The organism is Oligoflexus sp., assembly GCF_035638955.1.
Lineage (GTDB): Bacteria > Bdellovibrionota_B > Oligoflexia > Oligoflexales > Oligoflexaceae > Oligoflexus.
The window spans coordinates 28504-52379 of sequence record NZ_DASQYZ010000451.1 but is presented as its reverse complement, the minus strand read 5'-3'; the positions used below and the strand labels follow the sequence as shown (position 1 = coordinate 52379).

Below are 23876 nucleotides of genomic sequence, written 5' to 3'. Positions count from 1 at the left end.
CGTGCCCTAGGCCGAAATCAGATCGATGCCGCGCTCGTCAAGCATCCTAAGCAGCGACTTTTGAACGATCAGTCGAAAACGGCGAAGATGCGACAACACTGTGTTCGGGCACATGTGCAAGGCTTCAGCAATACTCGCCACACTTTCGCCATCGGTGTAGAAGCGCCGAGCCACGCAACGCCGCACCGGTGAGCTATGTTCGTCGATGAGCTTATGCAGAAGATTCAAGGACAGTTCCAAATGCCAAAGCTGAGTTTCCGTCTGAGGCGGCACAAGGTTGGCCTGCTGGGCATGCAGATGATCTTCCGTCAGCTCTTCCAGCGAGATCATGGCTTTGTTACGCCGCAGGACACTCAGGCAACGATGCCGCGTGATGGTACCGAGCCAGCTGGCCAACGCATATTCATGCACGAGCTGCTGCTTGCGTTGCCAGACCACCTGAAATACATCCTGGCAAACTTCTTCCTGCTGCTGCGGCGTCAGTGGAAAGTTGGCCGCGATGCTGGCGACGAGTCGACTGTAGTTGTGATACATCGGGACAAATGAATCTTGGTGCCTAGGCTTTGCCGACTGCATAGCGGACTCCTTGAATGGAACCGACCCGAGCTTTCATCTTCATGTAGCATCAGTCGTGCCATCACGATGATCGTCTAGGCCCGCAAAAATCCTATGAGATTTCATAAGATTGCAAAACGACTGCCTCGGCTTTACAGATAATTCTGGAGTGACCAAATAGGCGAGAATACAAAGATGTTCTGAGTTCAAGAGAATCAAGATAAGCTAAGATCAAAATTGGAACGACATCCGAATTCCCGCATAGGTCGTGTAGAGGGCTTCCTGGTAGGTGCTATCCGTTTGAACAGTGACATTACGAATTTTATAACCAAAGGTCATATCCAGAAGCTTGGCGGTCAGGTCGATGCTGCCCCCAAGATCAATATCCATGCGTTGTTTGATGCTGATTTCCTGGTCTATGGCATTTTTCATATTGGGCAGCGTGGCTGTCATCACATCGATGTAGACTGAACCGCCACGGCCAACGCCGATCAAGGCGCCCGCATTGATGCCCATGCCGGATCCTGCGGCATCCACAATTTCGGTGCCTTCCTTATCAGCCGTCATTTCCAGACGGGTAAATAAAGCGCCCAAGTAGAAATAACTCAAATGGTAGCGAACACGCGTGTCCTGCCAGTTCATATCAATCTTGCTGCTGTTCAATTGGAAATTGGTGACGTCCTGGTCGAAGTGCAGAAGAAAAGACAGATTGGAATTGCTGCCTGCAAAACCACCCAGCCCGTAGCGGAGAGCCGTGCCCGTATCATTGCTGCCAACCAACTTGCTTTTGGAGGTGGTAAAGGCATACTGAACATCAACGAAAAAATCGGATTGGGGTCCGCGTCCTGATCCCAGTGCGTAGCAAGCCCCTGTCTTCCCCAAAAGGAGCAAGAGGGCCACACGGCAGATCGGGATCCAAGGTTTCACGTACGCTCCTGTTTCAGCGAGCCGCATCCGCGTCCAATCATCGGCAGCTTCGAGATGCGTTTCCTTATGGAGTTATCGGCAGCAGAAATTTAGGATTGAGGAAAACGTACACACCCTTGAACGAACGAGTGGAAGCATGGCAAAAATCCTGATGGTCGGGCACCGGCAGGGGCTAATCGACGCTGCAAGAGACCAGGGTTTGGATTTTCTTTTATGGAATGGCAAGGAACTGAAAAATCCGCTTCCGGCCCGACATCTTGTCAAATTGCCTTGGCCCAGAACGCCCGGCGAGTGGCGCGTCCTGCAACCGAAAATTCTGGCTCTGGGCCCTTTTTCCGCTATTATCGGCGGCTCGGAACGATCCATTCCCCTGGTGGCCGCCCTGCGTCGGACCTGTGATCTGCCCAGCACAGCTCCCATCAATTTGCTGCGATGCCACGACAAGCTTCTGATGAAGAATCGGTTGCAGGCGGAGGGCATTCCCCTCAACCCCTATCTCTGGGGCGTGGGTTTGACGGCGGATGCAATTTGGGACCAGCTCGGACCGCGCATTGTCTGCAAGGATAGGTTGGAATCCGGTGGGCGATCCATTCAAATTTATAGTCAAAAAGCCGAACTCTTGCGCGAACTGCACAATCGCCAGCGGCTCTTCGAAACCTATAATCCCCATCCCGAATTCAGCGTCGAAAGTTTTGTCGAAGATGGGCAGCCCATTTTTACCAATATCACCCAGTATTATCTGCGGCAGCACATCAATATTTTACCCGTCGCCTTAGCACCGACCATGCAGGAGCAGGTTCTGAATATGAATAGCAGGGTCCTGCAAATTATGGGCGTGCGCCGCGGCATGACCCATGTGGAACTCTATCTGGGGCCCGAAGGTCCGGTCTTTGGTGAAATTGCCGTTCGTCCACCAGGCGGATACATCATGGAAATGCTGCAGCTGGCCTATGGATTTCCGAGCTGGGATAGTTTTCTGAATCTGGAGTTGGGCCGCAGCTGCCTTGTGCCGCAAACGGCTCATCGTGTGGCGGCCGTCCATGTTCTGCATCCTGGACGTGGTATCATTCAAGCGATCAAAGGCTGGCCTGCCGTCAAACATCACGCTTCGGTGCATCGCGCCAAACTCAAGGTTTCTGTGGGGGATAAACTCAAAATTCGCGCGGCCGTGGGTGAAGACGTAGGTTATGTGCTGCAGACAGCATCGACTTTGGAACAACTCATCCCCGCGGTGGAGGACGTGCGTCGTCTGCTGCAATGGACCATGGACGAGACCGCTTAAGGAGGGGTCCCAGGTTTTTCAAAGATACACTGCCCACCTGGAATCGGACAGATTTTAGGCAAATCCGGATTGCCAACGGCCGAAACCCAAAGGCCGTGATGGGCAGCCAGCGCACTGATATCGGTCAGTTGATTGGAATCCAACACCAGCCGCTGCAGGTTCGGCAGACCTGCCAGCACATCCACACGCTTTAACTTGTTACTCGCCAGATTCAAAGAACGCAGCTCCGCTAAAGCCAGCAGCGGCGACAGATCATGGAAGCTCTGATGATCCAGAACCAATTCCTCGAGCTGCTTCAGGGGCATAAGAGGCGTCAGATCCGTAATCCACGGAGCCGCCTTCAGTCCCGAGAATTCCAGTTTTTTTTTAGATCGGAGCACAGCATCAGCTGCGGCACAGTCCGCTGATGCAATATCCTTCTGCCCGGCTTCACGCAGGAGCAGGATGATTGTTTTACTGGGTTGCCATAGGGCACGATCGTCTTCGGAGAGATCCTTGGAGAACTCACAATACGCGGCGAAGGTCGTTTGCGGATCCGGATTATAAAGGCACTGCGCACCGGCCGGACAGGCTGTAATTTTCTGCGGGTTGGCCAGGGCTTTGAGAGTTTTCAGCTCCTTCAAGTCCGCGACCGAGGAAAAATCTTCAATCTGATTCTGCGAAAGATCCAGCATTTGAACCTGAGGCAGGTTCGAAAGGACATTGATATCCTGAATGTTATTATTCCGCAGATCAAGACTGCGTAGACCTCGTGCTTCGGCCAGAGCTTCGATATTGGTGAGCCCGGCATTCGCCACGATCAGAGTATGGAGGCGAGGTAATTTGGCAAACTTGACCGCATCGAGTTGAATCGTATCATTGGCGCTCAGATCGAGGACCTCGAGCTGACCCAGGCTATCCCACGGGATGTCCTTGAGATCCAGGTTGCCACCATTCGTGGCAAGGTTCAGCACCCGCAGTTTCTTCAGACGGTTCAGAAAGTTGAAATCGTAAGGCAGTTTCGCCTTGGAATTGAAATCATAGTTATTGCCAAGGGTCAGCTCTTGCAGATTTTCCAGCTGGCCCAGCGGCGCAACATCGGTCAGGCGATTGCCGATGAGTTCCAGTTTCTGCAAATTTTTGAGTCCCACGATGGGACGTAAATCGGACAGCTGCCGATCCTTCAAAGCCAGGTTGCTGATATCAAAACTCACACCGGTATATTTGAAAACAGTCCAGGTCGCCATGATGGATGCAGCACGCTTGGGATCGGTTACGACCTGGCCCAGGTCGGCGATTTCACGTTTACCCTCTTCACCGAAACTACTCATCAAGGCTTCGGCGGTCACCCACAGCGGATCATTGGGATTGTTATAGGCCAGCATTTTCGCCAGGTCGGGATTGGGTCCTAGAAAGCTGGGCGCATCGAGAGGGAGGAGACCGGGTCCTTTGGGATTCAATTGTTCGTTGAAGCTCAGGGTGACGCCGGAACTTTCCTGGAGCCAGTCCACATAAGCACCGGCAAACGTATAGATGGATTCTCCGGATTCACAGATCCGCGCCGCATCCCAAACAGCGGACGTATTCAGCGCCAGGTTCTTGCCGTTCAAATCGCCGAGGACATACCAACGGTCTTTGATTTTGGCAAATGCCGAACCACCCGAGTCGCCGCTGCAGGTGCCCGACAGGGGCTTGGGACCGATCACCATCAGCTGGGAAAAATGCGAAGTATTCACGAAGCGGCGCAAATAGGTTTGCACCTGCAGGCGCTGCCCCGAACAGGTCGGATCCGTGGACGGGCAGTCGGTTTTGGTTCGACCATAGCCCGCGAGCAGAATGGAATCGGTTTGGTTAAGCAGAGGCTTCAATTGGTCCGAAGAGCGCAGAATTTCTGCCGGTTGAAAGCCGGCTGGCGCTTCGCCCTCCAGCTTGACCCAGGCAATATCAAAATTAGGATAATATCGAGACCCATCTTTCGGTCTATAACTTTGAAAATTGGCGACAGGAATCGTGACGGCATTGGGATCGTCGTCGCCTTTGCCAAAGAGAACTATAAACTGCTTGGTGTTCTTGAAACCTTCCACACAGTGCGCGGCCGTCAGCACGAGGTTGGGCGCAATCAGAGTTCCACTGCAAAAGGAATCAAAGCCGGACCTGCTGATTTTCGCGAGCGATACGGTCGATACGTAGGCCGGGCTGTCTTCGGGTACCACCTGCCCACCGACCATGTCGAGACGTGATACGGGATTCGTCCCAGCACCACAGGACAGCGCTAAAAGGGTGATACCAAAAAAGGCCATGAATTTCAGCATGCAAGGGTCCTTATGAGGCACAAGTTGTTTTTCTGACATCATCGATTATGAGGAATTCCCAGCACCTGTTCGCTACCAGAGACGCAGAGGCGGCGCAAGTCAAGATTCGCTAAGATAGAGCGGGCTTGGCGGTTGAGATCAGGCTGCAAGGCTTGACTGGAAAGGCGTCGAGCTGAGGGGAATGGAAATCACATAGCAGGTATCAGGGCTATAGGGGTCCAGAGTCATTTGGCCGCCAATGCTGTCCAAAAAATCGAGACTCAGGCGCAGGTTGACGTCCCATGCACTGCGTTGCGACGTTTGTTCCTGAATGGCTCGACGTTCCTGATAGGACAGACTGGGCCCGCTATCCAGAACACGAATCTGGATCTGCCGTCCATACAGCCGAAGCTGCAAACGGACCCAGGCTGGTTCCTGGCCTGCTGACGCATCCACCCCTTTGTTCACTAAAGAGACGAGCGCAAACAGGGCGGCCGCCGCGGGCACATGCAGGAGGGCCTGCGGTTGATCCGCACTGAAATCGAGGCTGACACCACGCGCAATGGCTTTCTCGCGAGTCATTTCATTCAAGTGATTGAGAAAGTCCACAGCCCGCAAGGCGACGCTTTCCTGGGCCCCGCGGGTCTGGCTAAAAAGGAGAAGACTGGCGGCCAGACGTTCCAGTTCACGCAGCGACTGGGTTAAATTTTGCATCAGGATGGGTCCACGATTATGCAAAGTATCCTGCGGATCCCATTGCATGACTTCATCAAGTTTTTTCTGTAGAGCCCCCATCGGCAGCTGCATATTACGGCTGATATCACGGGCCATATCGCCGAGCAAACTGTGGCTGGCGCGTTGCAGATTAAGAGCATTGGCTTTGAGATTGGCTTTATCCGCACGACGTCGGCTGATTTCCACCGTAGCCACAACGCCAAAGGCCGCCACGAATGAGGACAGCATAGTCGCCCTGACGGCTGTAGCGCCAAGGTCAAAGCCTATGCCACCCATCAGCACAAATCCATGCTTGCTGTTCACGAACAGAACGGCCACCGACTCCAGGAAAATAATGGCGACCGAGAGCATACCGATCCAACGGCCGCAGAGCAGAATGGTCCCAAAACACAGCAGCGGATACCAGGCATAGATCGGTGCAAAGGAGGATTTTGCCGACATAATCATGTAGGAGCTGATACAGGTGGCAATCAAAGTCATGTAGAGGGCCGCAATCCATTCGACCCGCTTCACGCGGCGGACCGTGACAAAGCCCACGGCGCTCAACAGGAAAATTGGCAGTTCCAAACCAAACAATTCTTCATAGCGTTTATTAAAGAAGGCGATCAGCCCGTTCAAGACGGCGACACCCACCCCGGTAAAACAGATATGATTCATGGCTCTTTGTCGAAACGCATCAAGCGAAGTCGGACCCCGGCGGTCCCGCTTGACCCGCCGGTCGAAGATGCGAATCAATGTAAGAAAAAACCACTGCATACAGTCCTAACCTAACTGTTGGCGCTCTGCGCGATCTCGCTGAGTTTATGCGAACGTTCCTGCAACTCCCCGATCATTTTTTGAAAATCATCGACCTTGGTATCGGTTCGCTTGGCCAGTCCATCCATGCGAACGAGCTGCTCTTGAAATTGCTTGAGCTGCTCATTCAATTCGAGGGCCATGCCGCCCATACGTTCGCCCACCGTGGCGAGACGCGCCGCTTCATCATCCGTGAAGCGCAGCATGACAGCCCGCACTTCAGCCCGATTACGAATCGCATCATACGCGGTCATCATCATCAGATAGCAGATTTGGATAAACATGATATGAACGGCCATGCTCCACAGCAGGGAGTCCTTATCGAGAAACGTGCCCACGGTATGCCCATGGCGGATATTGTCCTGGAGTACGAACCAGAACAGAATCATGGCCAGACCTGTATAGACAGCGCCTTCCTTAACACCAACGACCAGGACGGAGAAGACAATGAGAAAGGAAATCCACAGCCAATAGAGGGCATGGATGGTATCCGCGTGGACCTGAGCCCAGGCGCACACCGCCGTGCAGTAAAAAACATAAATGCAGGCACAGACCTTCAACCGACCCGTGAGGCGGTACATCCAAACGATGAGCAAGGGCGCAGCACCCAGCCCGAGAGCAATGCCGATTTTCTGCCAAAGATCCCAGACTGAGGATTCGAAAAGGAAAAGAAAAGGATTGAGCAATACCCCCAAAAGTCCGGTGCGGACCATGGCTCGGCTACGATACTGTTCGATGACCGACAGCTTCCGCCGTTCTTTTGGCAAGAATCCATCAATCGCGCGAATCCAAAGTTTTTTCTTATGCTTCACCGCATCTCCAACTTTTGCGAATCCTGCGTAGAAGGCATCGGAATTTCAGCAAAAAACTGGAGAGCCCCGGCGGTGAATGCCGGGACGAATTCTCACATCCGGTGATGGACCACCAGAAAAGGACGAACATGGATAGGGTTTAGATGATTTCCCGCCCGGCGATATATCCGGTGCTACGGGTGTTGCAACCACAGGTCCGGTTGCCTGCAGACTCGAACAGTGCACCGCAGGAGATGCAGGTGCGGATCTTGATTTTGATCGGGGAAAGATTCGCCAAACGTCTAGCGTGGTTCTTCAGCTCGATGTCCTTGACCACCGATGGCGGAAGACGCTTGATTTTGTTGGCTTGAAATTCCCGCTCGATTTCTTGCGTCATCAGCAAGTGCCCCTTTATACTTGAGTCACACTCAACATGCGAAGTATCGACGACACGTAAAGCCATCAAAATGTCGCAAAATTATTAAGAAATGTCAAGAAAAACAAAGAAAATACAATGAATATGCAAACTGCGCCAGGTAAATTTTACTCCGGTTCCATTTTCTTCATCGCGTTTCTGTGGCCCATGGCGTGCACCAGTTCGGATGGAACGGTGGCGCATCCCGAAGTCGCAGAAAATCATGTAGAATCCCTCAGCACCTCGACCCCACAGGCTTTTGCCAAATTGATCGACCGCGAATTGGCTGCGTCTCATCCTCATTTACGACCTCATCAGGGCCAAATCGTACTGGGTCATGATCAGCTGCAAGTCGTTGCCAGCAGCGTACCCCCGCTGAGTGGCGGCTCGATTTTTTATCCGCTGGTCAGTGGAATCTATAAAGCGACTGGTAAAACCTGGCAGCAGCAAACATGGCAGCCTCAGCTGGAAATCAACATCAGTACGACCACCGGCGAAACCCTGGGCATGATCGGCCAGGACATCGAACACGTCCATCAAAGACCGCACCTGATTTCCTATTTCCGCTCCAGCAATGCGGCCCTGGGTCAGGTCCGACTTGATATGGAATGGCTCGCCGACAGTCCTTTGGTCAAAGTCTCCATCACGCAGCAGGGTGGGACCAGTCCCTTGCGCTGGAAACTTCGCCTGGCCTCGGGTTTCGGTGAAGAGCATGCGATTCCACTGAATCAGGATCACTTCGCAGGCGTCACCGTCAGTCTTTTTCCAGAAGTTTTCACGGTCCTCTCACAAACGCCTTTGTCCATGGAAACGGATCAACATTATACTGTCCTGAACGCTCAGCCCACTCCCGTCCTGAACAGCTCCTTTGTTCTCCTTGTGGGTCGTCAGGCGGTCCTCCAACAAGCCGCGCTCGTGTCCCAACTCAAACAGTGTCGCGCAGATTGCCTGCGTCTGCCGGCACGCAGTGAAACGTTTCAAGTTCAATTGCCTTGGCGCAAACCCATGCAGCGTCACGACAAGCGCTTGTTCCAATCCCTGTTCGTGCACGATGCCCAAGGCGGGTTTGTCAGCACCCTGCCCATTCTGGAAGGTGAACAACTTAAATGGAATCTGCCGCCAGATCAAAACTGGGAAGTTCTTTATCCGGATAATCAGGGCGTTTTGCAGAAGCTGGTTTTTGATAAAGACACACGCAGCGCTCAGCTTCCACCTTTGGCCCTGGGAACGGTGCAGATCCATCTGAAGCCGGGTCGGCCTGGGTTTGTGGAGATCCGGGATGGTGTTCGCAAGAGCAGTGTGGCTTGGGCCAAACAATTGGCCTATCGATCGACTGATGTTTTAAATGCGCATAGCTTTCTGCAAAAAACCTGGCCTTTGAATGCACAATTGCCAGCAGGTGATTATCAACTGCAGATCCTCGACGGGACGCAGCGTCTTTGTGTTCAAAGATTCACCATCCTCCCCGGCCGACATCAAGTCCTGTCCTGCACCAGTGACGATCCCAGACTGGAGCTTTCCCTACGCGCCAACCTCAGTCTGGATACAGGCACATCGGATGAAATGCTCCAGGCTGCGAATTTTCAAGCCATTGGACGACTTTTGCGGGGCGGCAAGGATGATGAGAGCAGCGCCCATGAAATTCCAATGCTAATGGCTGAAGATCAGAATTTGGGTCTTAGCCTCCGCGCTTTTCCCGCTGACGAAACCATGCGAAAGAACTGGGTGTCCGTTAAACCCAAGGACTACGCCGCCCTGCTCCCGGCGTTTGCAAAATTCGCCCATGGGCAGAATCCGCCCTTGCAGTTGGTTCTGGAATGCCCCAATGCTGGCTTTCAGTTTGAAGATTATCGATGGCTGGCTCTGACCATTCAGCCGGATATGATCGAAGTGCTCGGCTGTCAGCAGACTGATCTGGTGAATGCTTTCCTTCAGGTCGCTCATGAACTCCAGCAGAAAAGCACCCACGCGATTAAATTTGCAGCGGCCGCGCCTTTCCTGGTCCGTGGTCTGGAGACGGATTTTATCCCAGCCATCTACATACCCGAATCCGATAACGTCATCAGCGCCCTGCGCAACGGTGAATATAGTCTGGGCCTGCGGAGTGAAATTACCCTGCCAGGCCCCCTGCCCCAGGTGAACGACTTAGGAGCACAGTTGGTTACGATTCAAATTCGAAGTTATGACCTGAAGGATCAGAACGGGCTGATTCGGGTGCATGATCAAAATGGGCTGCTGGCGGAGCAGGCTGTGGCCCCCTCACGTGATTTCGAGCAGAGCCTGCGCATTCCTCTGCGCCTTCGGCCTACGAGCCGCTTTTTGCGATTTGAGCTCGTCAGTCAGGGTTTGCGTATCGAAGGCAAAAAAGATGGATTGACGCAGCCTTTCCTCCTAGCCACAAGCAACTTTTTACGCTTGAATGGTCCCCCATAAATAACCGCGTCGGGGGAAGGCAGCCATGACAGAGTATTCCATGCATCCGCTCATTTCAGCAGACCGTATTGCCCAGCGGGTGCGGGCCTTGGGTCAGACGATCAGCCGTGATTATCAAGGACAGAAACTGTGCGTCATCGGCGTGTTAAAAGGATCGTTTATCTTCATGGCCGATCTGATTCGCGCCATCGACATTCCGTGTGAGATCGAATTTATTGGTGTGTCGAGTTATGAGGGGATGCACTCCACGGGGCATGTGCGTATCAACTACGATCTGTCCGTGGATATCGAAGGGAAGCATGTGCTTTTGGTCGAGGACATCATCGACACCGGCAACACAATCGACTATCTCTTGAAAACTCTGGAAGTCCGCAAACCGAAATCTCTGAAGGTCGCCTGCCTGCTGTCAAAACCGGAAGCGCACACCATCGAACTTGTCATCGACTATACCGGCTTCGAGATCAGCAAGGAATTTGTGATCGGCTATGGACTTGATCTGGATGGCCTCTACCGCAATCTCCCCGAGCTGATGCAAATGCTGCCTAAAGCCTGAAGCCCGCCGTGGGGCACCTTTTCAACTCGGAAAAATCAATGACAAAAGGGTGCCCCTGGCAGCGTCGCAACTGGGGGTAATCGTCCAGTTCCAACCCGATCCGGGCGAGGCTATTGTGCAGATCATGCAGGGCGTCCTGGATGAGACCCGCAAGGTTCTGCTCGGCTTCACAGCACGGCTGCACATAGGCAAAAAACTGAGCATCTTCCATAACTTCCATCGGTGGCACCAGGGGGTGGTTAAGGCTGCGCAGGCGCTGAAGGTCAGCAGCCCAAGCACGTCTTTGCCGCGAATCGGCTTGTAAAAAACCAGGTTTCGCAAGCAGGACCGCGAGGTCCAACTCGCCCCTTCCGGGCAGCTTAAAACACTGAAAATGCCGGCCTTCTCCCAGCACCTCCCAAAGCCGCAAGGCGGTACCATGCTCAAGCCCCGATCGGATGACTGAACTGTCAAGGCTACGGTAGAAGGCCTGTTCCAGAGCGGCTTTGCTCTGTCTAAGGTCCAGGAATAGCTTGGAAATTCCGTCCACAATCACCTCCGGGCGTCGTTCAAAGCCAGACAGGACGCAGGACTGGGCTGAAAAGGGACTTGACACTGAATCGGGCACTGTCATAACGTCCAACATAGCTGCCAGGCGCGAGCTGTTATGAGACCCAAATTCATTGGCATAAATGATCACACAATGTCATTCAACACTGGCCGGTCATGGCATAACGCTTGCTTTAATTAAGATGTGGGATTGACTTCCCCGTGTTGCCGAGACTCTGCTGCCCCTACTGGAGGTTGATATGCAAACTGAAAATGGTCAAGACAACAAAGTCGTTTCGATTGCGAATCGCACTCCAAAAAGTGCCACCACTTCGCAAGCGGAGCAGAAGCAGGAAAACTTCAGTTGGGAAGAGATCCAGCGTCGCAACGAAGAAAATCGTGCGCGTTTGAAGAAGGAACGGGAGAAGGCCAATAAAGGCGTGATCCGTTCGTACCGTCTGAAACACTGATCTGACTCGTCTGACATGTGATATTCCTGGTCCTTCTTCCTGAAGGGCCTGAATATATAGTCCTCGTTCAAGTTCCCTATGCTGTTGTGTTGCTCTTACTGCTGTTGCTGCTGTTGTTGAGGTGTTGTGATGAAGAACGATGTTCCTGCCAATGTTGTCGATTTCTCAGTTTTTAAGCGTAACAAAGATGCCGAGACGGATCTGGCTCGCGGCCGCACGCCGCTGCATGTCAGCCATATCGATGGCAAGGTCAAAGGAAGTCCACACTTCCGTAGACCGGAAGCTGACGATTTTGGGGATCGCATGCAGAGAATTAAGACGAGTCTCGAAAAGATCAACCAGCTTATGACTGAATTGAAAAAGACGACCAGGAAGGCCGAGTTCGAAGATTGAGATCTTCTCGTTGCAAAGTTCTGGCCTTTGGTTTCCTCGTCAGATAACCCCTCCGGGGCGGAGGAAACCTGAGCGACCAGAACTTCGCAACGAAAACCCGGTCCAAGGCTCCTTTACGGAGCCTTTCTTTTTTTCCAGCCCAAATTAAACTTCCACAAAACCATTGCGGATAGCGTAACGAGCCAGCTCAATTTGAGAGCGCATGTTGAGCTTGTTCATGATGTTCGCCTTGTGGCGATCGACCGTCTTCACACTGATCTGCAGATCGGTGGCGATTTCCTTGGCAGTCATGGCTTGTGCCACGCAGCAAAGGACATCAACTTCGCGGGGGCTGAGCGGATGCTCAAGGCGTCCATTGACACCCTCGCGATGTTTCTGCACCAGCCCACGGATAGGATTGTTGGCCTGGAACCAGGTCCCACCTTCCATAACGGCATGCAGACAGCTGTGAATTTGATCAGGAGCTTCAAAAGCGGAGATCAGAGCGCGGGCTCCGATGCGCTCGGCCAAACGCTGATATTCTGGCAGAGGCAGAGAGCTGGAGAGGATCAGATGCATATCAGGTTTTGTTGCCTGAGCTTCGGCAGCCATTTGATAAATGGAGGCCATGGACTGCAAATCGAGCAATAAAACTTCCGGCTGAAGCCGCTGCACCAAATCCTTGATCTGATAATGCGAGGCTGTGCTGGCCAGGATGTGCACATCCTCAAAGCGATCGAGTACCTGAGTGAGCCCTTCTCGAACGATTGGATGATCGTTCACGATCAGAATGGAAATCTTTTTCATGTTAAACAACCCGCATCGAAAGAAATGCATTAAAACATCGACTACTATTTCCGTGCCACATGGGCAGGTATTAGCAATATTCTGCATGAAAAACGAGACGCGTGACTTTGAAATTCTGGGAAGAATTTGTGAAAACTGCCGTAATTATTGGCAAAAAACATAATTTTGATTTGCGCGGAAGGATTGAAAAGCCTGTTGCAACGGGATTCTGAGCGGAACGGAAAGCGTCAGGCAAGCGCCCCAAGTCGTTCAAAAAGGCTCAGATTTTGGAGGTTTTACCGCACGGCAGCTGAGCGATGCTTCACCGCGGAGAATCACGTTCCTGGTCATAATGCTGCGTTCGATTGGGGTATAATCGAGCACGAGAACTCCCAGGAGGAAGCGCCATGCTTAGGATCCTGAGCCAAGTTGGGCCGCGTAAAGTCAAAGCACGATGTGTACCGAATTCGACGGAACCTGGCCGACCAGCCGAAGGCGATCCCCTGTCGCTATCATTTGCCGGTTGTGCCTGGCTGTTTCCCTACCATTTGGGGGCGATTGAGGCTTTCCGTCAGGAATCGGCCTTTACAAATGCCCTTTACCTGGGAGCCTCTTCCGGATCGCTGGCCGCAGTCGTGGCTGCTCTTGGAATCGACACCCAGCTTATCATGGACCACACCTTACGGTTTGCGACAGACGCCCGGGAACGGCGCTTGGGTCCGATCGGTCGCATGTCACGGTACGTGGCGCAAGGACTTCACGAGCAGCTGCCGGATGACGCCTGCCAGCGGGCAGCAGGCCGCGTTAAGATCTCTGTCACCCATCTGCCGCGTTTCCAGCACGAACTCGTCGATATCGGCATGTGTCAAAGCCGGGAGGAACTGATCAGCCTCCTTCTGGGGTCGTGCTATATCCCTGTTTATTACGAAAAACCGGTGTACTGGTCGGGCCGCTGGTTGATTGATGGTGGCTTGCGTAACAATCAGCCCATCCTTGACCGCAGTACGATTCGTATCCTGCCCCAGGGCCCGCGCGAGGGTCAGGCGGACATTCACCCGGCCCGCCCTTCTTCGATGACGGATATCCTGTTTCCGCAGCCTCAGCGCTTGATTCAATTGTACGAAGCCGGACGCCGGGATGCCGAATTTTGGCTGAAAACGTCGTTTCACGTTTGAGCCAAGGTTGGAATAGGACTGATTTATACCGTTGATTTGCGCCAACTTCCTAAGGCTTTCCCTTGAGGCACCGATCCAGAGGACTTGGGCGGGGGATCTCATGAGCGGATTCAGGCATTGGCTGCTGTTCTTACTGCTGAGTATGTGGTCTCAAGCCGCATCAGGTGGTGGCAACGCCTTTGAAGTCCGCCCGCATATTCCGGTCGCCGATCTTGTCCCTGTTTCTGATTTTATTGAAGACACCACGGGCCAGAAAACTCTGGAGCAGGTGCTGGCTCTTCCCGAGGTGGCCTGGAACCCTGGAGCTGCGAATAAACTCACTTTTGGCTGGACATCGCATGCCTATTGGGTTCGCGTGGTGCTCAAGTCCGATCAAAGGCACATCCAGAGTTTGATTCTGGAAATCGACTGGCCCCTGCTCGATGACATCCAGCTGCATATTCTCAACAGTTCAGGTCAGCTCGTGGAAAAACTGGTGGCGGGTGACATGTATCCGTTCCGGGAACGGCCCATTATCCATACGTCATTTGCCTTTCCCGTGGATCTGCCCTCGGGCGAGCTGCGCGAGATTTATATCCGCGTCGCCTCCACCAGCTCGACTCAGATCCCCGTCAAACTCTGGCAGGAAAAGTTTTTCTATGAGGAGCGCCAGTACACGGAAGGCGCGCAGATCCTATATTATGGCGCCATGCTCATTATGGTGTTTTATAACTTTTTCATTTTTCTCTCTGTTCGCCAGGTCACTTACCTTTACTATTCGCTCTTTGTCATTGGCTATATCGTCCTGCAGTCCTCGCTGAAAGGGATCGCCTTTCATTATGTGTGGCCGAATCTGCCGGAGTTTGTGGACCGCTCCGTGTCCATGGGTGGTGCCTTAACCCTGGTCTTCATGATGCTTTTCGCCCAAAGTTTTCTGCATTTCAAACGGACTCACCCTTGGATCAGCCGCATGCTGATCATCCTCATTATCCTGACTTCGCTGTCGCTCGTGGCGGCAGCATTCGTTCCCTATCGCATCATCATCAAGGTCGTTGCCGGCCTCAGTATCATCTGCAGCGTCACAGCTTTGGCGTCCGGGATTTATGCTTTTGCCAGCGGACAAAAAGAGGCTCGCTACTATGTCTGCGCCTGGGCGGCGCTGGTTCTTGGCACTGTCCTCTATATGCTGAAGCAGTTTGGTTTCATGCCGCGGAATATTTTCACTGAGAATGCCATGCAGGTTGGTTCGGTTCTCGAAGCCGTGCTGCTCTCGTTTTCACTTGCCGACCGGTTAAACACTTTAAAAGAGAGTCTATCCAAAGCGAATACGGCTCTCTCCGATCACCTCCGCAATGTGGAAAATCTGGTCGACCAAAAAACGCGGAGCATCCGTTCGATTTTGGATACACTGCATCAAGGGATTGTGACAATTGACGGTTATGATCTGAAGGTTCAAGGCGAATACGCGAAGTACACGGAAAGTCTGCTCGGTACGGATAAGATCGCGCAGAAAGACATTATGAGTTTGATTTTCACCTACAGTGATCTTTCTGTGGATGAGAAGGCTCGGATGATGGAGTCGTTGCGGGCCTGCCTGGGTGAAGATCTTATTCAATCCGAATTGAATGTCAGCAACCTGCCCATGCGTTGCGAGCTGAAGCTGCCATCCCGCGACAGGATTTCCCTGGAACTGGACTGGACGCCGATTGTGGATGCCTCGCAGACGATCAGTCGCCTGCTCCTCAGCTTCCGCGACGTCACTGAAATTCGTCAGCTGCGTGCGGCCGCTGATACCCAGCAGAATGAAATGCGGGTGATCAGCGAGCTGGTCCAGGCCGATCCTCGGAAATTGAAACGCTTCTTCGCCGGGGCCAAAGCCGCCCTGGACGAGGATCAGCGCCTGTGCGGGGCGCACGCGCCCTACGACCCCGAACTGGCGAAAATTTTGTTCATCGATTTGCATACGATCAAAGGCGAAGCCCGAAGTCTCGGCCTGAGTCGCCTCTCGGATGCCGCGCATCTTTTGGAAGAGGAGTATGCGAAAGTGCGGCAGAGCCCCGCGCTTTGGTCACCACTCCTGCTTCGGGAATCCATTGCGCGCATCGCCGCTCTGCTGGATTCCTATCAGCACACCTTTGAAGTCAAGCTCCAAGGGTTGAACGATGCGGATAAGCTGGGCGTCTCCGTCGACGATCTGGGCCTCTGGCACAGTCTGGTCAGCAGCTGGACTCTGAATTCCCACGACCATTACCAGCGGCAGAAGCTTTTACATAAGTGGTCTCATCAGCTCTTTATCGACCTTCGTCCTTACCTTCAGTCGTATCGACTGCTCTGCTCCAGGGTGGCCCGCGATCTGGATAAGCCGGAACCTCAGCTCATCGTCGAAGGCGAGCAGCTGTATCTGGATAAAAGTGCGATCCCTCTGCTTGACAAGGTGCTCATGCATCTTTTCCGCAATGCGCTCGACCACGGTGTGGAACCACCTGAGGAGCGTCTGGCTAAAAATAAGCCGCCGCGAGGCCGCATCCACTTGTCCTGGAGCTGCGACACCCATGGCGTTTATCTGAGCATGCAGGATGATGGTCGCGGCCTTCATCTTGATCGCATAAGGGCCAAGGCCCAGACCTTGAATCTGTCCATCACGGGTCGATCCAATATACAATTGGCTCAGCTTATTTTTGAAGCGGGTTTGACCACGACCGATACCGTCACCAGTATCTCGGGTCGTGGCGTGGGGCTGGCTGCCGTTCGCCAGTATCTCAAAGAAGTCGGCGGGGATATTCAAATTGAATGGAACGGCATCGAGGGCCAGCCATTCGCATTTGTTATGACGCTGCCTGCGTCGCTGGTTCGGGGTGCATCACCAACCGACCAGCATCAGCAGACAGCCTGAACTTAGCCGTTACCTTCAGCAGGCGCTGCCGCAGCCACCGCAGGGGCCGGCGCGGCTTCCTCAACAGGTCCTTCTTCATCCTTGGCCGCCGATTTTTTAGCGCGCGGCGGGAATTCAAAACGGAAGCCGGTCCAATCATTTTCCATCACGAGCTTGGCGCTGAACTTGCGACCTTTTTTGGAAACGAAATCACTGATGATCGGTGTTTCCTTAGTCTGTAAAAAGGCCACCAGATCCTCGCGCGTGAGGCTGCGTTTGCAGAGCACACGCGGGAAGGCGAACCCAGGCGCGCCGCGTTTTTCACCAGCGTCCCGGCCCTTGACCTTGGTTTGACACGCGTAGTCAGCGGGCGTTTCGATCACCATGCAATCCGGAGCACACCGCAAAGGACAGGGTGCGATCGGTTCCAGGTTCACGTCCAGCTGCGGTTGATTCGGATCCACCTCACTGTTTTCCACAACCCGGCGGACCAGTTTGCCCCCTTGAAGTTCCAAAACAGCTTTGTAATCCTTGCCGTTGGCGTTCTTAAAGCCATCGAGTTCCGGCGTGACTTTTCTTTCCAGCAAAATACGGACCGCGTTACGGTTGATATAACGGCCGTTGAAATCCTTCCAGATCAGGAAATCACAAGCCTTCTTGCCCGCCCGCTTCGTACTTTCGATGCAGCCATAGAACCAGGCTCGTTCAAACACAGGTCTTTGACAGTTCGGGCAGGGTCCCAGCGGATTTTCGTCGGGATAGATCTGCTCAAAATCAAAATCGCGGGTGGAGTCGACCACATCCTTGGCATAAGTGGCGATTTCACGCATGAAATCTTCAGGCGAGCGTTTGCCTTCTTCCACTTCATTCAGAAAGACTTCCAACTGTCCTGTCAGCTCAGCTGACGTCAGACGGCTGGCATTGATGCGATGCAGAATGTCGATCAATCGAATGCCCTTCGGCGTGGGCCGCAGGTTTTCATCCACGTATTCGCGGTTCTTCAAGTTTTCGATGATATCCGCACGCGTCGCCGCCGTACCGAGGCCCTCCGCACTGCGGAGGGCTAGCGAGATTTCCTCATTTTCAATATGCCGTCCGGCATTTTCCATCAGGGACAAGAGACCGGCTTCACTGATCCGAGCCGGTGGCTTGGTCTCATGCTCTTCAAGAAGGGCGTCGCCCGATTTCACGGTCACGCCTTCCGCTTTATCTTTGCCAGGAATCAAAGCGGCAAAGGACTTGTCACCCTTATCCGGCACTTTGCCAAAGACGGCTTCCCAGCCGGCTTCCTTCAGAACGCGCGGGGGCTTGCTGCGGAAATGCTGTCCCGCCACTTCCGTGATCCGCTCGACCTCTTCATAGACCGAAGGCGGATAGAACGAAGCCAGAAACTGCCGGGTGACCAGATCAAAAAGTTTTTGATCATCACCTTCCAAGGCGCGCACTTCACCGGTGGGAATGATGGCAAAGTGATCCGTGACGCCTTCGTTATTGAAGATCTTATCCTGATTCAAAAGACCCTTGTCCTGCAGATGCCTGGCATGCGGGCCGTAGTCAGCCGTGGCGGCCATGATCTCAAGAATGCGGGTGACTTCCGGTTTGTAATCCTCCGGGAGCACCTTGGAACTGGTACGCGGGTAAGTCAGGACCTTATGCGTTTCATAGCAGCGCTGCGCCGCTCGCAAAGTCCGGGTCGCTGACCAGCCGAAGCGGGTGTTGGCCGTTCTCTGCAAAGATGTCAGATCGAAAAGCATCGGCGGACTGCGCGGTGATGGCTTCCGCGTTTCACTGGCCACGGCTGGTTTGCCAACGATGATTTGAATCACCGCCTCGGCCCTGGCCTTATCGAAGATACGATCTTCTTTTTGTTCACGCGTGGCGTTCTTGCGATCGAAAGCCGGATCATACCAGACGCCATCGTAAACCTGGCTGTTCACTTCAAAATTGCCAATCACCTTCCAATAAGCTTGGGGATTGTGCTCCAGAACTTCCAGCTCGCGTTCGACCAGAAGGCTCAACGTCGGTGTTTGCACCCGGCCTGCTGACCAGGATACGCCGCGTTGATTTTTGGCTTTGAGCCGCACCGTCAGCGCCCGGGTCGCATTCATGCCAATCAACCAGTCGGCATGCGCGCGGCACTCGGCAGCCGCCGCGAGGCCGGTGTATTTCATTCCATCCTGCAGGCTTTTGAAGCCGTCCTGGATGGCTTTCTTGGTCATCGATTGGAGCCAAAGCCGATGAATCGGTTTGGTGATGCCCACGTGTTTGACGATCTCACGAAAGATCAATTCCCCCTCGCGCGCCGCATCGCAGGCATTCACGAGCCAGGTGACATCATTGCGCTCCATCAACTTCTTGATCACACCCAGGCGCGTTTTTTGATTCGGCACCGGCTTGGTCTTGAAGTCTTCGGGAATGATGGGCAGGTCGGCCAGACGCCAACGTTTATAGATAGGATTGATATCTTCAGGTTCCAAAAGAGTCAGGATATGGCCGACTGCATAGGTGCAGACCATGGTCTCGCTCTCGTAGTAGTCCCCTTTGCCTTTCTCTTCAAAGCCTCCCAGGGCTTGCACGATATCTTTGGCGACGCTTGGCTTCTCAGTGATTATCAGACCTTTTCCTTGCATCGATACGCTCTGTCCTTCCGGTTGGCTATTCCTCCCTACAAAAACTTTAAGATACCCCGCTGTCAAGAGATATTCCTGACTTTTTGTCATTCCCGTACAGTTCTCCTGCCTTGGACGACGCACCAGACTGGCCTTGCGGAGCATTTTGGGAGACTTCAGAAATTCGTATCATGGGAAGGACTATAGGATGCGAGTTGGCACCCGGGCAGAAAAGTCAGATCAAAAATTCAGGCGGCGGGTGTTTCGGAAGGAAGCCAACGGCCCAGCACTTTTTGGATGTCTTCCAGCTGAGCAGGCTTGGCGAGGAAATCAGTGAAACCATGCTGGATAGCCTTTTCTCGGTCTTCATCGCGACCCAGGGCTGTGAGCGCGATCACGGGCGTGCCCGGAATCACCTGGGGCAGGCCACGCATGATTTTGACGAGCTCGAAACCATCCATATGCGGCATCTGACAGTCGACAAAGATCAGATCAAAGTGTTTTTTCTCGAGCCATTCCAAAGCATCCACCCCGGACGCGGCCAGAGTGGTTTCCGCTTTCAATCTTTTGAGCTGCTTGTCCGCAACTTTCAGATTGACCGGATCATCATCGACAACCAGGATGCGGGCGCCTTCAAAGGTGGACGCTAGACGCGCATGTTCGATGGGACGGGACACGGGCTCCAGACCTGGACCTGGTTGCAGCATGATGCGTTTATAAAGATCGGATTGTTTTAAAGGCAGATCGATAAACTCGCAGCCCTGAGGCAACGCGGTGAAACGGTTTTCCAAAGGCTGGTGGCGATCGGATGTTGGATTGCGAAGGACATAGGCGCGTCGGGATCCTGGATCCAACCTGAGGCCCTGATGACGTTTTTCCCAGTCTTTCTGTTCGCCAAAGAAATACCAGTCCGCATCGGGCAAGGGTTCGTGTGTGCGCCCCACCGAAACGGACAGTCCACTGCGTTCGAGCATCTGCTGCAGGACCAGCACACGATTGGGATCATCACTGATCACCACCGCACGGCGGGATGATGGATGGGGCCGAGCGGATTCCAAGGGCTGATCGACGACTTCAAAAGGCAAGGCGCAGGAAAAGGTACTGCCCAGACCCAGATGGCTTTGCAAATGGATACTGCCGCCCAGCAACTCGACGAGTTTTTTCGTCAGGCTCAAACCTAAACCTGAGGAAGGGCTCCGACTCAAATGCGCGGATTGGGTCTGTTCAAAGGGCGCAAAGACTCGACTGATCTCGTCAGGTCCGATGCCGTGTCCGCTGTCCTGAACCTCAAAGAGGAGTCGACAGCTGTGACCTTCCCACGCTTCCACGCGAACCTTGACCAGAACATGCCCAGCACTGGTATATTTCACGGCATTGCTGAGCAGGTTATTGAGAATCTGACTCAGCTTGCGTTCATCGCCTAATAACAGATCCGGAACATCGGCCTCCACCAGGTTGCCGATCATCAGGCCACGCTGATTGGCATCACGCGCGTAAAGGCTCATGCAATCTTCAATCAACCGACGCAGATGAAAATTCTGCGATATGCGATTCATCTTGCCGGCCTCAATCCGACTGACATCCAAAACTTCGGACACAAGGTCGACCACGCGCTGCCCGCTTCGTCCCATGACATCCAGCATGTCCTGCTGCTCAGCCGTCAGGCCCGTCTGCGGAAAAAGTTCCAGAAGTCCCAGGACACCATTCATAGGTGTGCGGATTTCGTGGCTCAGCCAGGCTAAAAATTCGGATTTGGTCTGCAGCGCCTTCTGATGGCGGATAATATGTGCCCTTAAGGCGCGGTTCTGCTCGCCCCGTGCTTTGAGGACGATCATGGTTTTTTGCAGGATCATCGGTTCGGCCATAATGCCAGCTTGAAACACGATTTCGTCGACCCCGTGCTCTATGAGTTCCTGCATTTCCGCTGGCGTGGCTTGATCAAGACACACAATCAGATGGCAGTGAGACTCACGCAGGGCCAGATCATCGACCAGCTTCAAAAGCCGCTCCAGGGGTGCGTCAGTCTCTGCTTTAAGCCAAATCGTTTCGAGATTGGGAAAGATTTTCAACAGCAGCGCCGTGTTACGTGTCACGGTTACCATCTCATGCGGCCAAAATTGCACCAACTGACGCCACAAAGAACAGAGTGCGTAGCGATCTTCCGTTAGAAGTGCTATCTTAGCGCTGTTGATGCGGCTTTCCGGTGCCATGATTCGATACTCCTTGACTGAGGACCTTATCGACCCAAAACCTACCGATCTTAATAACAAAAATCACCCAGTGGCTGATTCCGCTCCATCCGACGGGGTTCAATCCCGGGACCTGAACGACTTTCGCAGGCATTTTTTGAAAAGTCCCAATCCTGTCACAAAGGAGGAAAAGACACCTGGCCATCAATAATTTTATGTGTTAGCTTTCCCGACCTGTTAGACTTAAGCGGAAAATTATCAGCACGGTTATATCAGCGGACGGACCATTATGAGCTCAAATTTACGCAATATCTGTATCATCGCCCACGTTGACCATGGCAAGACCACGCTTGTGGACTTCCTCCTCAAACAAGCCGGGACTTTTCAGGAACACCAGGCGGTTGATGATCGCGTGATGGACTCGATGGATCTCGAACGCGAACGTGGTATCACCATTCTCGCGAAGAACACATCCGTGGTCGTGGGCAGCACCAAGATCAACATCATCGACACCCCGGGTCACGCCGACTTCGGCGGTGAAGTGGAACGCATCATGGGCATGTCCCAGGGCGCGATCCTTTTGGTTGATGCGGCGGAAGGTCCCCTTCCCCAGACCCGTTTCGTTCTTGAAAAGGCTATTAAACAAGGCCTGAAGATCATTCTCTGTATTAATAAAGTGGACCGTCCTGAAGTACGCGAAGGCGACCGGATCAATGAAGTGATCAACGGCGCATTCGACCTCTTCTGTGACCTTGGCGCCACGGAAGATCAAACGGACTTCCCTATCCTCTACGCGTGCGGCCGTCAGGGCTGGTGTACGACGGATCCGGCCGAAATCCCGGGCCTGCTGGAAGGCAAAAAAGGCGATTTGAAGCCTCTCTTTGATCTGGTGCTGGAATACGTGAAGCCGCCAGAAATCGAAGAAGGTCCCTTCCGCATGATGATCAGCAACCTCGATTATTCCGAGTGGGTTGGTCAAATGGGCGTAGGTCGCGTGTATTCGGGATCTGTAAAAAAAGGCGACCGCCTGATCAGCAAGTCCGTGGACAGCGCTGGCAAGCCGGTCAACCGCGTGTTTACGGTTTCCAAAGTTTTGTCCTTCAAAGGTTTGCGTCAGGTTGAAGTCGATAGCCTCGAAGCGGGTGATATCGGTCTGCTCGCCGGTCTGGATGAAGTCCATATCGGTGACACCATCGTGGCCAACGAAACCCAGGAAGCTTTGCCTCGTATCATCGTGGAAAGCCCAACCCTCGGTATGATCTTCTCGATCAACACCGGACCTCTGTCGGGTCAGGAAGGCGAAGCGGTTCAGTCGCGGAAATTGCGCGATCGTTTGCTGCGCTTCTGCCGTTACAACGTGGCCCTCCGTTTCGAAGAAACCGCCCAGCCGGATCAGTTCCGTATTCTCGGCCGCGGCGAATTGCAGTTTGCGATCCTGATCGAGCAGATGCGTCGTGAAGGTTTGGAATTCATGATCGGTCGTCCCGAAGTCCTCTTCCAAAAGGACGAGAAGGGCAACACCCTGGAGCCGATCGAGCGCCTCGTTCTCGACCTCCCGGACCAGTTCTCGGGTGAAGTCACCGAGATGCTGCAGACCCGTAAAGGCATCATGAGTTCTTATGAAAACATCGGCCACGGCCGGATTCGTTTGAAGTTCGAAATTCCAACCCGCGGTATCCTCGGGATCAACTCACGCTTCAAAACCGCCACCCGTGGTGAAGGCATCATGAGTTCCGAGTTTATCGGTTACGTTCCCTTCAAAGGCGAACTCGTGCACCGTATCAACGGTGCGTTGATTTCCGACCGTGACGGCGAAACCATTCCGTACGCGCTGGAATCCATCCAGGAACGTGGTCAGCTGTTTTTGGATCCGGGCATGAAGGTTTACGAAGGCATGATCATCGGCGAATGCGCCAAGGATCAGGACCTGAACGTGAACGCCTGCCGGGAAAAGAAACTGACCAACCACCGTGCCTCCGGTTCCGACGGTCTGGTCATGCTGCAGGGTATCCGCAAGATGTCACTGGAACAGTGTATCGAGTGGATCGAGGATGATGAGTGGATCGAAGCCACCCCGGAAACGATTCGTTTGCGGAAAAAAATCCTCCCGCAAAACCAGCGGAACTCAAAGCGTTAAGTT

18 protein-coding genes are annotated in these 23876 nt (G+C 53.5%); 8 read left to right on the top strand and 10 right to left on the bottom strand.

Annotation, left to right across the window (positions count from 1 at the left end):
- Positions 1–6: 6 nt before the first annotated feature.
- Positions 7–576, bottom strand: coding sequence for an RNA polymerase sigma factor (locus VE954_RS37030; RefSeq protein WP_324962638.1), 570 nt, complete (start codon positions 574–576; stop codon positions 7–9).
- A gap of 210 nt (positions 577–786) precedes the next feature.
- Positions 787–1482: a hypothetical protein gene (locus VE954_RS37025; RefSeq protein WP_324962636.1), complete on the bottom strand. Its 696-nt coding sequence runs from the start codon at positions 1480–1482 to the stop codon at positions 787–789.
- 136 nt (positions 1483–1618) lie between these two features.
- Here VE954_RS37025 and VE954_RS37020 point away from each other — a divergent pair, with 136 nt between their 5' ends.
- Positions 1619–2764 (top strand): ATP-grasp domain-containing protein, encoded by a 1146-nt coding sequence (locus tag VE954_RS37020; RefSeq protein ID WP_324962634.1) that lies wholly within the window; start codon positions 1619–1621, stop codon positions 2762–2764.
- Here VE954_RS37020 and VE954_RS37015 read toward each other — a convergent pair.
- The 4 genes from VE954_RS37015 to VE954_RS37000 all read right to left on the bottom strand — a co-directional run bounded on the left by VE954_RS37015 (position 2761) and on the right by VE954_RS37000 (position 7752).
- The gene (locus tag VE954_RS37015) at positions 2761–5055 is read right to left on the bottom strand and encodes a leucine-rich repeat domain-containing protein (RefSeq protein WP_324962632.1); all 2295 of its coding nucleotides are present in this window, start codon (positions 5053–5055) and stop codon (positions 2761–2763) included. The genes VE954_RS37020 and VE954_RS37015 overlap by 4 nt on opposite strands.
- A 138-nt stretch (positions 5056–5193) precedes the next feature.
- Entirely contained in the window at positions 5194–6525 is a 1332-nt protein-coding gene (locus tag VE954_RS37010) for a hypothetical protein (RefSeq protein ID WP_324962630.1), read from the bottom strand.
- 11 nt (positions 6526–6536) lie between these two features.
- Positions 6537–7376, bottom strand: coding sequence for a hypothetical protein (locus VE954_RS37005; protein WP_324962628.1), 840 nt, complete (start codon positions 7374–7376; stop codon positions 6537–6539).
- 139 nt (positions 7377–7515) lie between these two features.
- Entirely contained in the window at positions 7516–7752 is a 237-nt protein-coding gene (locus VE954_RS37000; RefSeq protein ID WP_141734836.1) for a hypothetical protein, read from the bottom strand.
- A gap of 117 nt (positions 7753–7869) precedes the next feature.
- Between VE954_RS37000 and VE954_RS36995 the strand changes: the two genes are divergently transcribed.
- Positions 7870–10203: a hypothetical protein gene (locus VE954_RS36995; protein ID WP_324962625.1), complete on the top strand. Its 2334-nt coding sequence runs from the start codon at positions 7870–7872 to the stop codon at positions 10201–10203.
- Between the two features lie 25 nt (positions 10204–10228).
- A complete protein-coding gene (hpt, locus tag VE954_RS36990; RefSeq protein WP_324962623.1) occupies positions 10229–10756 on the top strand; it encodes a hypoxanthine phosphoribosyltransferase in 528 nt (175 codons plus the stop codon).
- On the opposite strand, the gene VE954_RS36985 is transcribed toward hpt, so the two are convergent.
- Complete coding sequence (locus tag VE954_RS36985; protein ID WP_324962621.1) at positions 10746–11285, bottom strand: hypothetical protein; 540 nt, start codon at positions 11283–11285, stop codon at positions 10746–10748. The genes hpt and VE954_RS36985 overlap by 11 nt on opposite strands.
- 259 nt (positions 11286–11544) lie before the next feature.
- On the opposite strand from VE954_RS36985, the gene VE954_RS36980 reads away from it, so the two are divergent.
- On the top strand, positions 11545–11754 hold the full coding sequence (locus tag VE954_RS36980; RefSeq protein ID WP_324962619.1) for a hypothetical protein: 210 nt from the start codon (positions 11545–11547) through the stop codon (positions 11752–11754).
- 129 nt (positions 11755–11883) lie between these two features.
- Entirely contained in the window at positions 11884–12147 is a 264-nt protein-coding gene (locus VE954_RS36975) for a hypothetical protein (RefSeq protein ID WP_324962617.1), read from the top strand.
- 144 nt (positions 12148–12291) lie between these two features.
- On the opposite strand, the gene VE954_RS36970 is transcribed toward VE954_RS36975, so the two are convergent.
- Entirely contained in the window at positions 12292–12933 is a 642-nt protein-coding gene (locus tag VE954_RS36970; RefSeq protein ID WP_324962615.1) for a response regulator transcription factor, read from the bottom strand.
- A gap of 386 nt (positions 12934–13319) precedes the next feature.
- On the opposite strand from VE954_RS36970, the gene VE954_RS36965 reads away from it, so the two are divergent.
- Together VE954_RS36965 and VE954_RS36960 are read left to right on the top strand one after the other, a co-directional pair.
- Positions 13320–14087, top strand: a complete 768-nt coding sequence (locus VE954_RS36965) for a patatin-like phospholipase family protein (protein WP_324962613.1) — start codon at positions 13320–13322, stop codon at positions 14085–14087.
- A 100-nt stretch (positions 14088–14187) separates the two neighbouring features.
- Positions 14188–16959 carry a 7TM diverse intracellular signaling domain-containing protein gene (locus VE954_RS36960; protein ID WP_324962611.1) on the top strand — a complete coding sequence of 924 codons (2772 nt, stop codon included), beginning with the start codon at positions 14188–14190 and terminating at the stop codon, positions 16957–16959.
- A 2-nt stretch (positions 16960–16961) separates the two neighbouring features.
- Here VE954_RS36960 and VE954_RS36955 read toward each other — a convergent pair whose 3' ends face one another.
- Both VE954_RS36955 and VE954_RS36950 read right to left on the bottom strand, forming a co-directional pair.
- A complete protein-coding gene (locus VE954_RS36955) occupies positions 16962–19658 on the bottom strand; it encodes a DNA topoisomerase (protein ID WP_324962609.1) in 2697 nt (898 codons plus the stop codon).
- A 137-nt stretch (positions 19659–19795) separates the two neighbouring features.
- The gene (locus tag VE954_RS36950) at positions 19796–21757 is read right to left on the bottom strand and encodes a response regulator (RefSeq protein WP_324962607.1); all 1962 of its coding nucleotides are present in this window, start codon (positions 21755–21757) and stop codon (positions 19796–19798) included.
- A 268-nt stretch (positions 21758–22025) separates the two neighbouring features.
- Here VE954_RS36950 and typA point away from each other — a divergent pair, with 268 nt between their 5' ends.
- The gene (gene typA, locus VE954_RS36945) at positions 22026–23873 is read left to right on the top strand and encodes a translational GTPase TypA (RefSeq protein ID WP_324962605.1); all 1848 of its coding nucleotides are present in this window, start codon (positions 22026–22028) and stop codon (positions 23871–23873) included.
- The last annotated feature ends 3 nt before the right edge of the window (positions 23874–23876 follow it).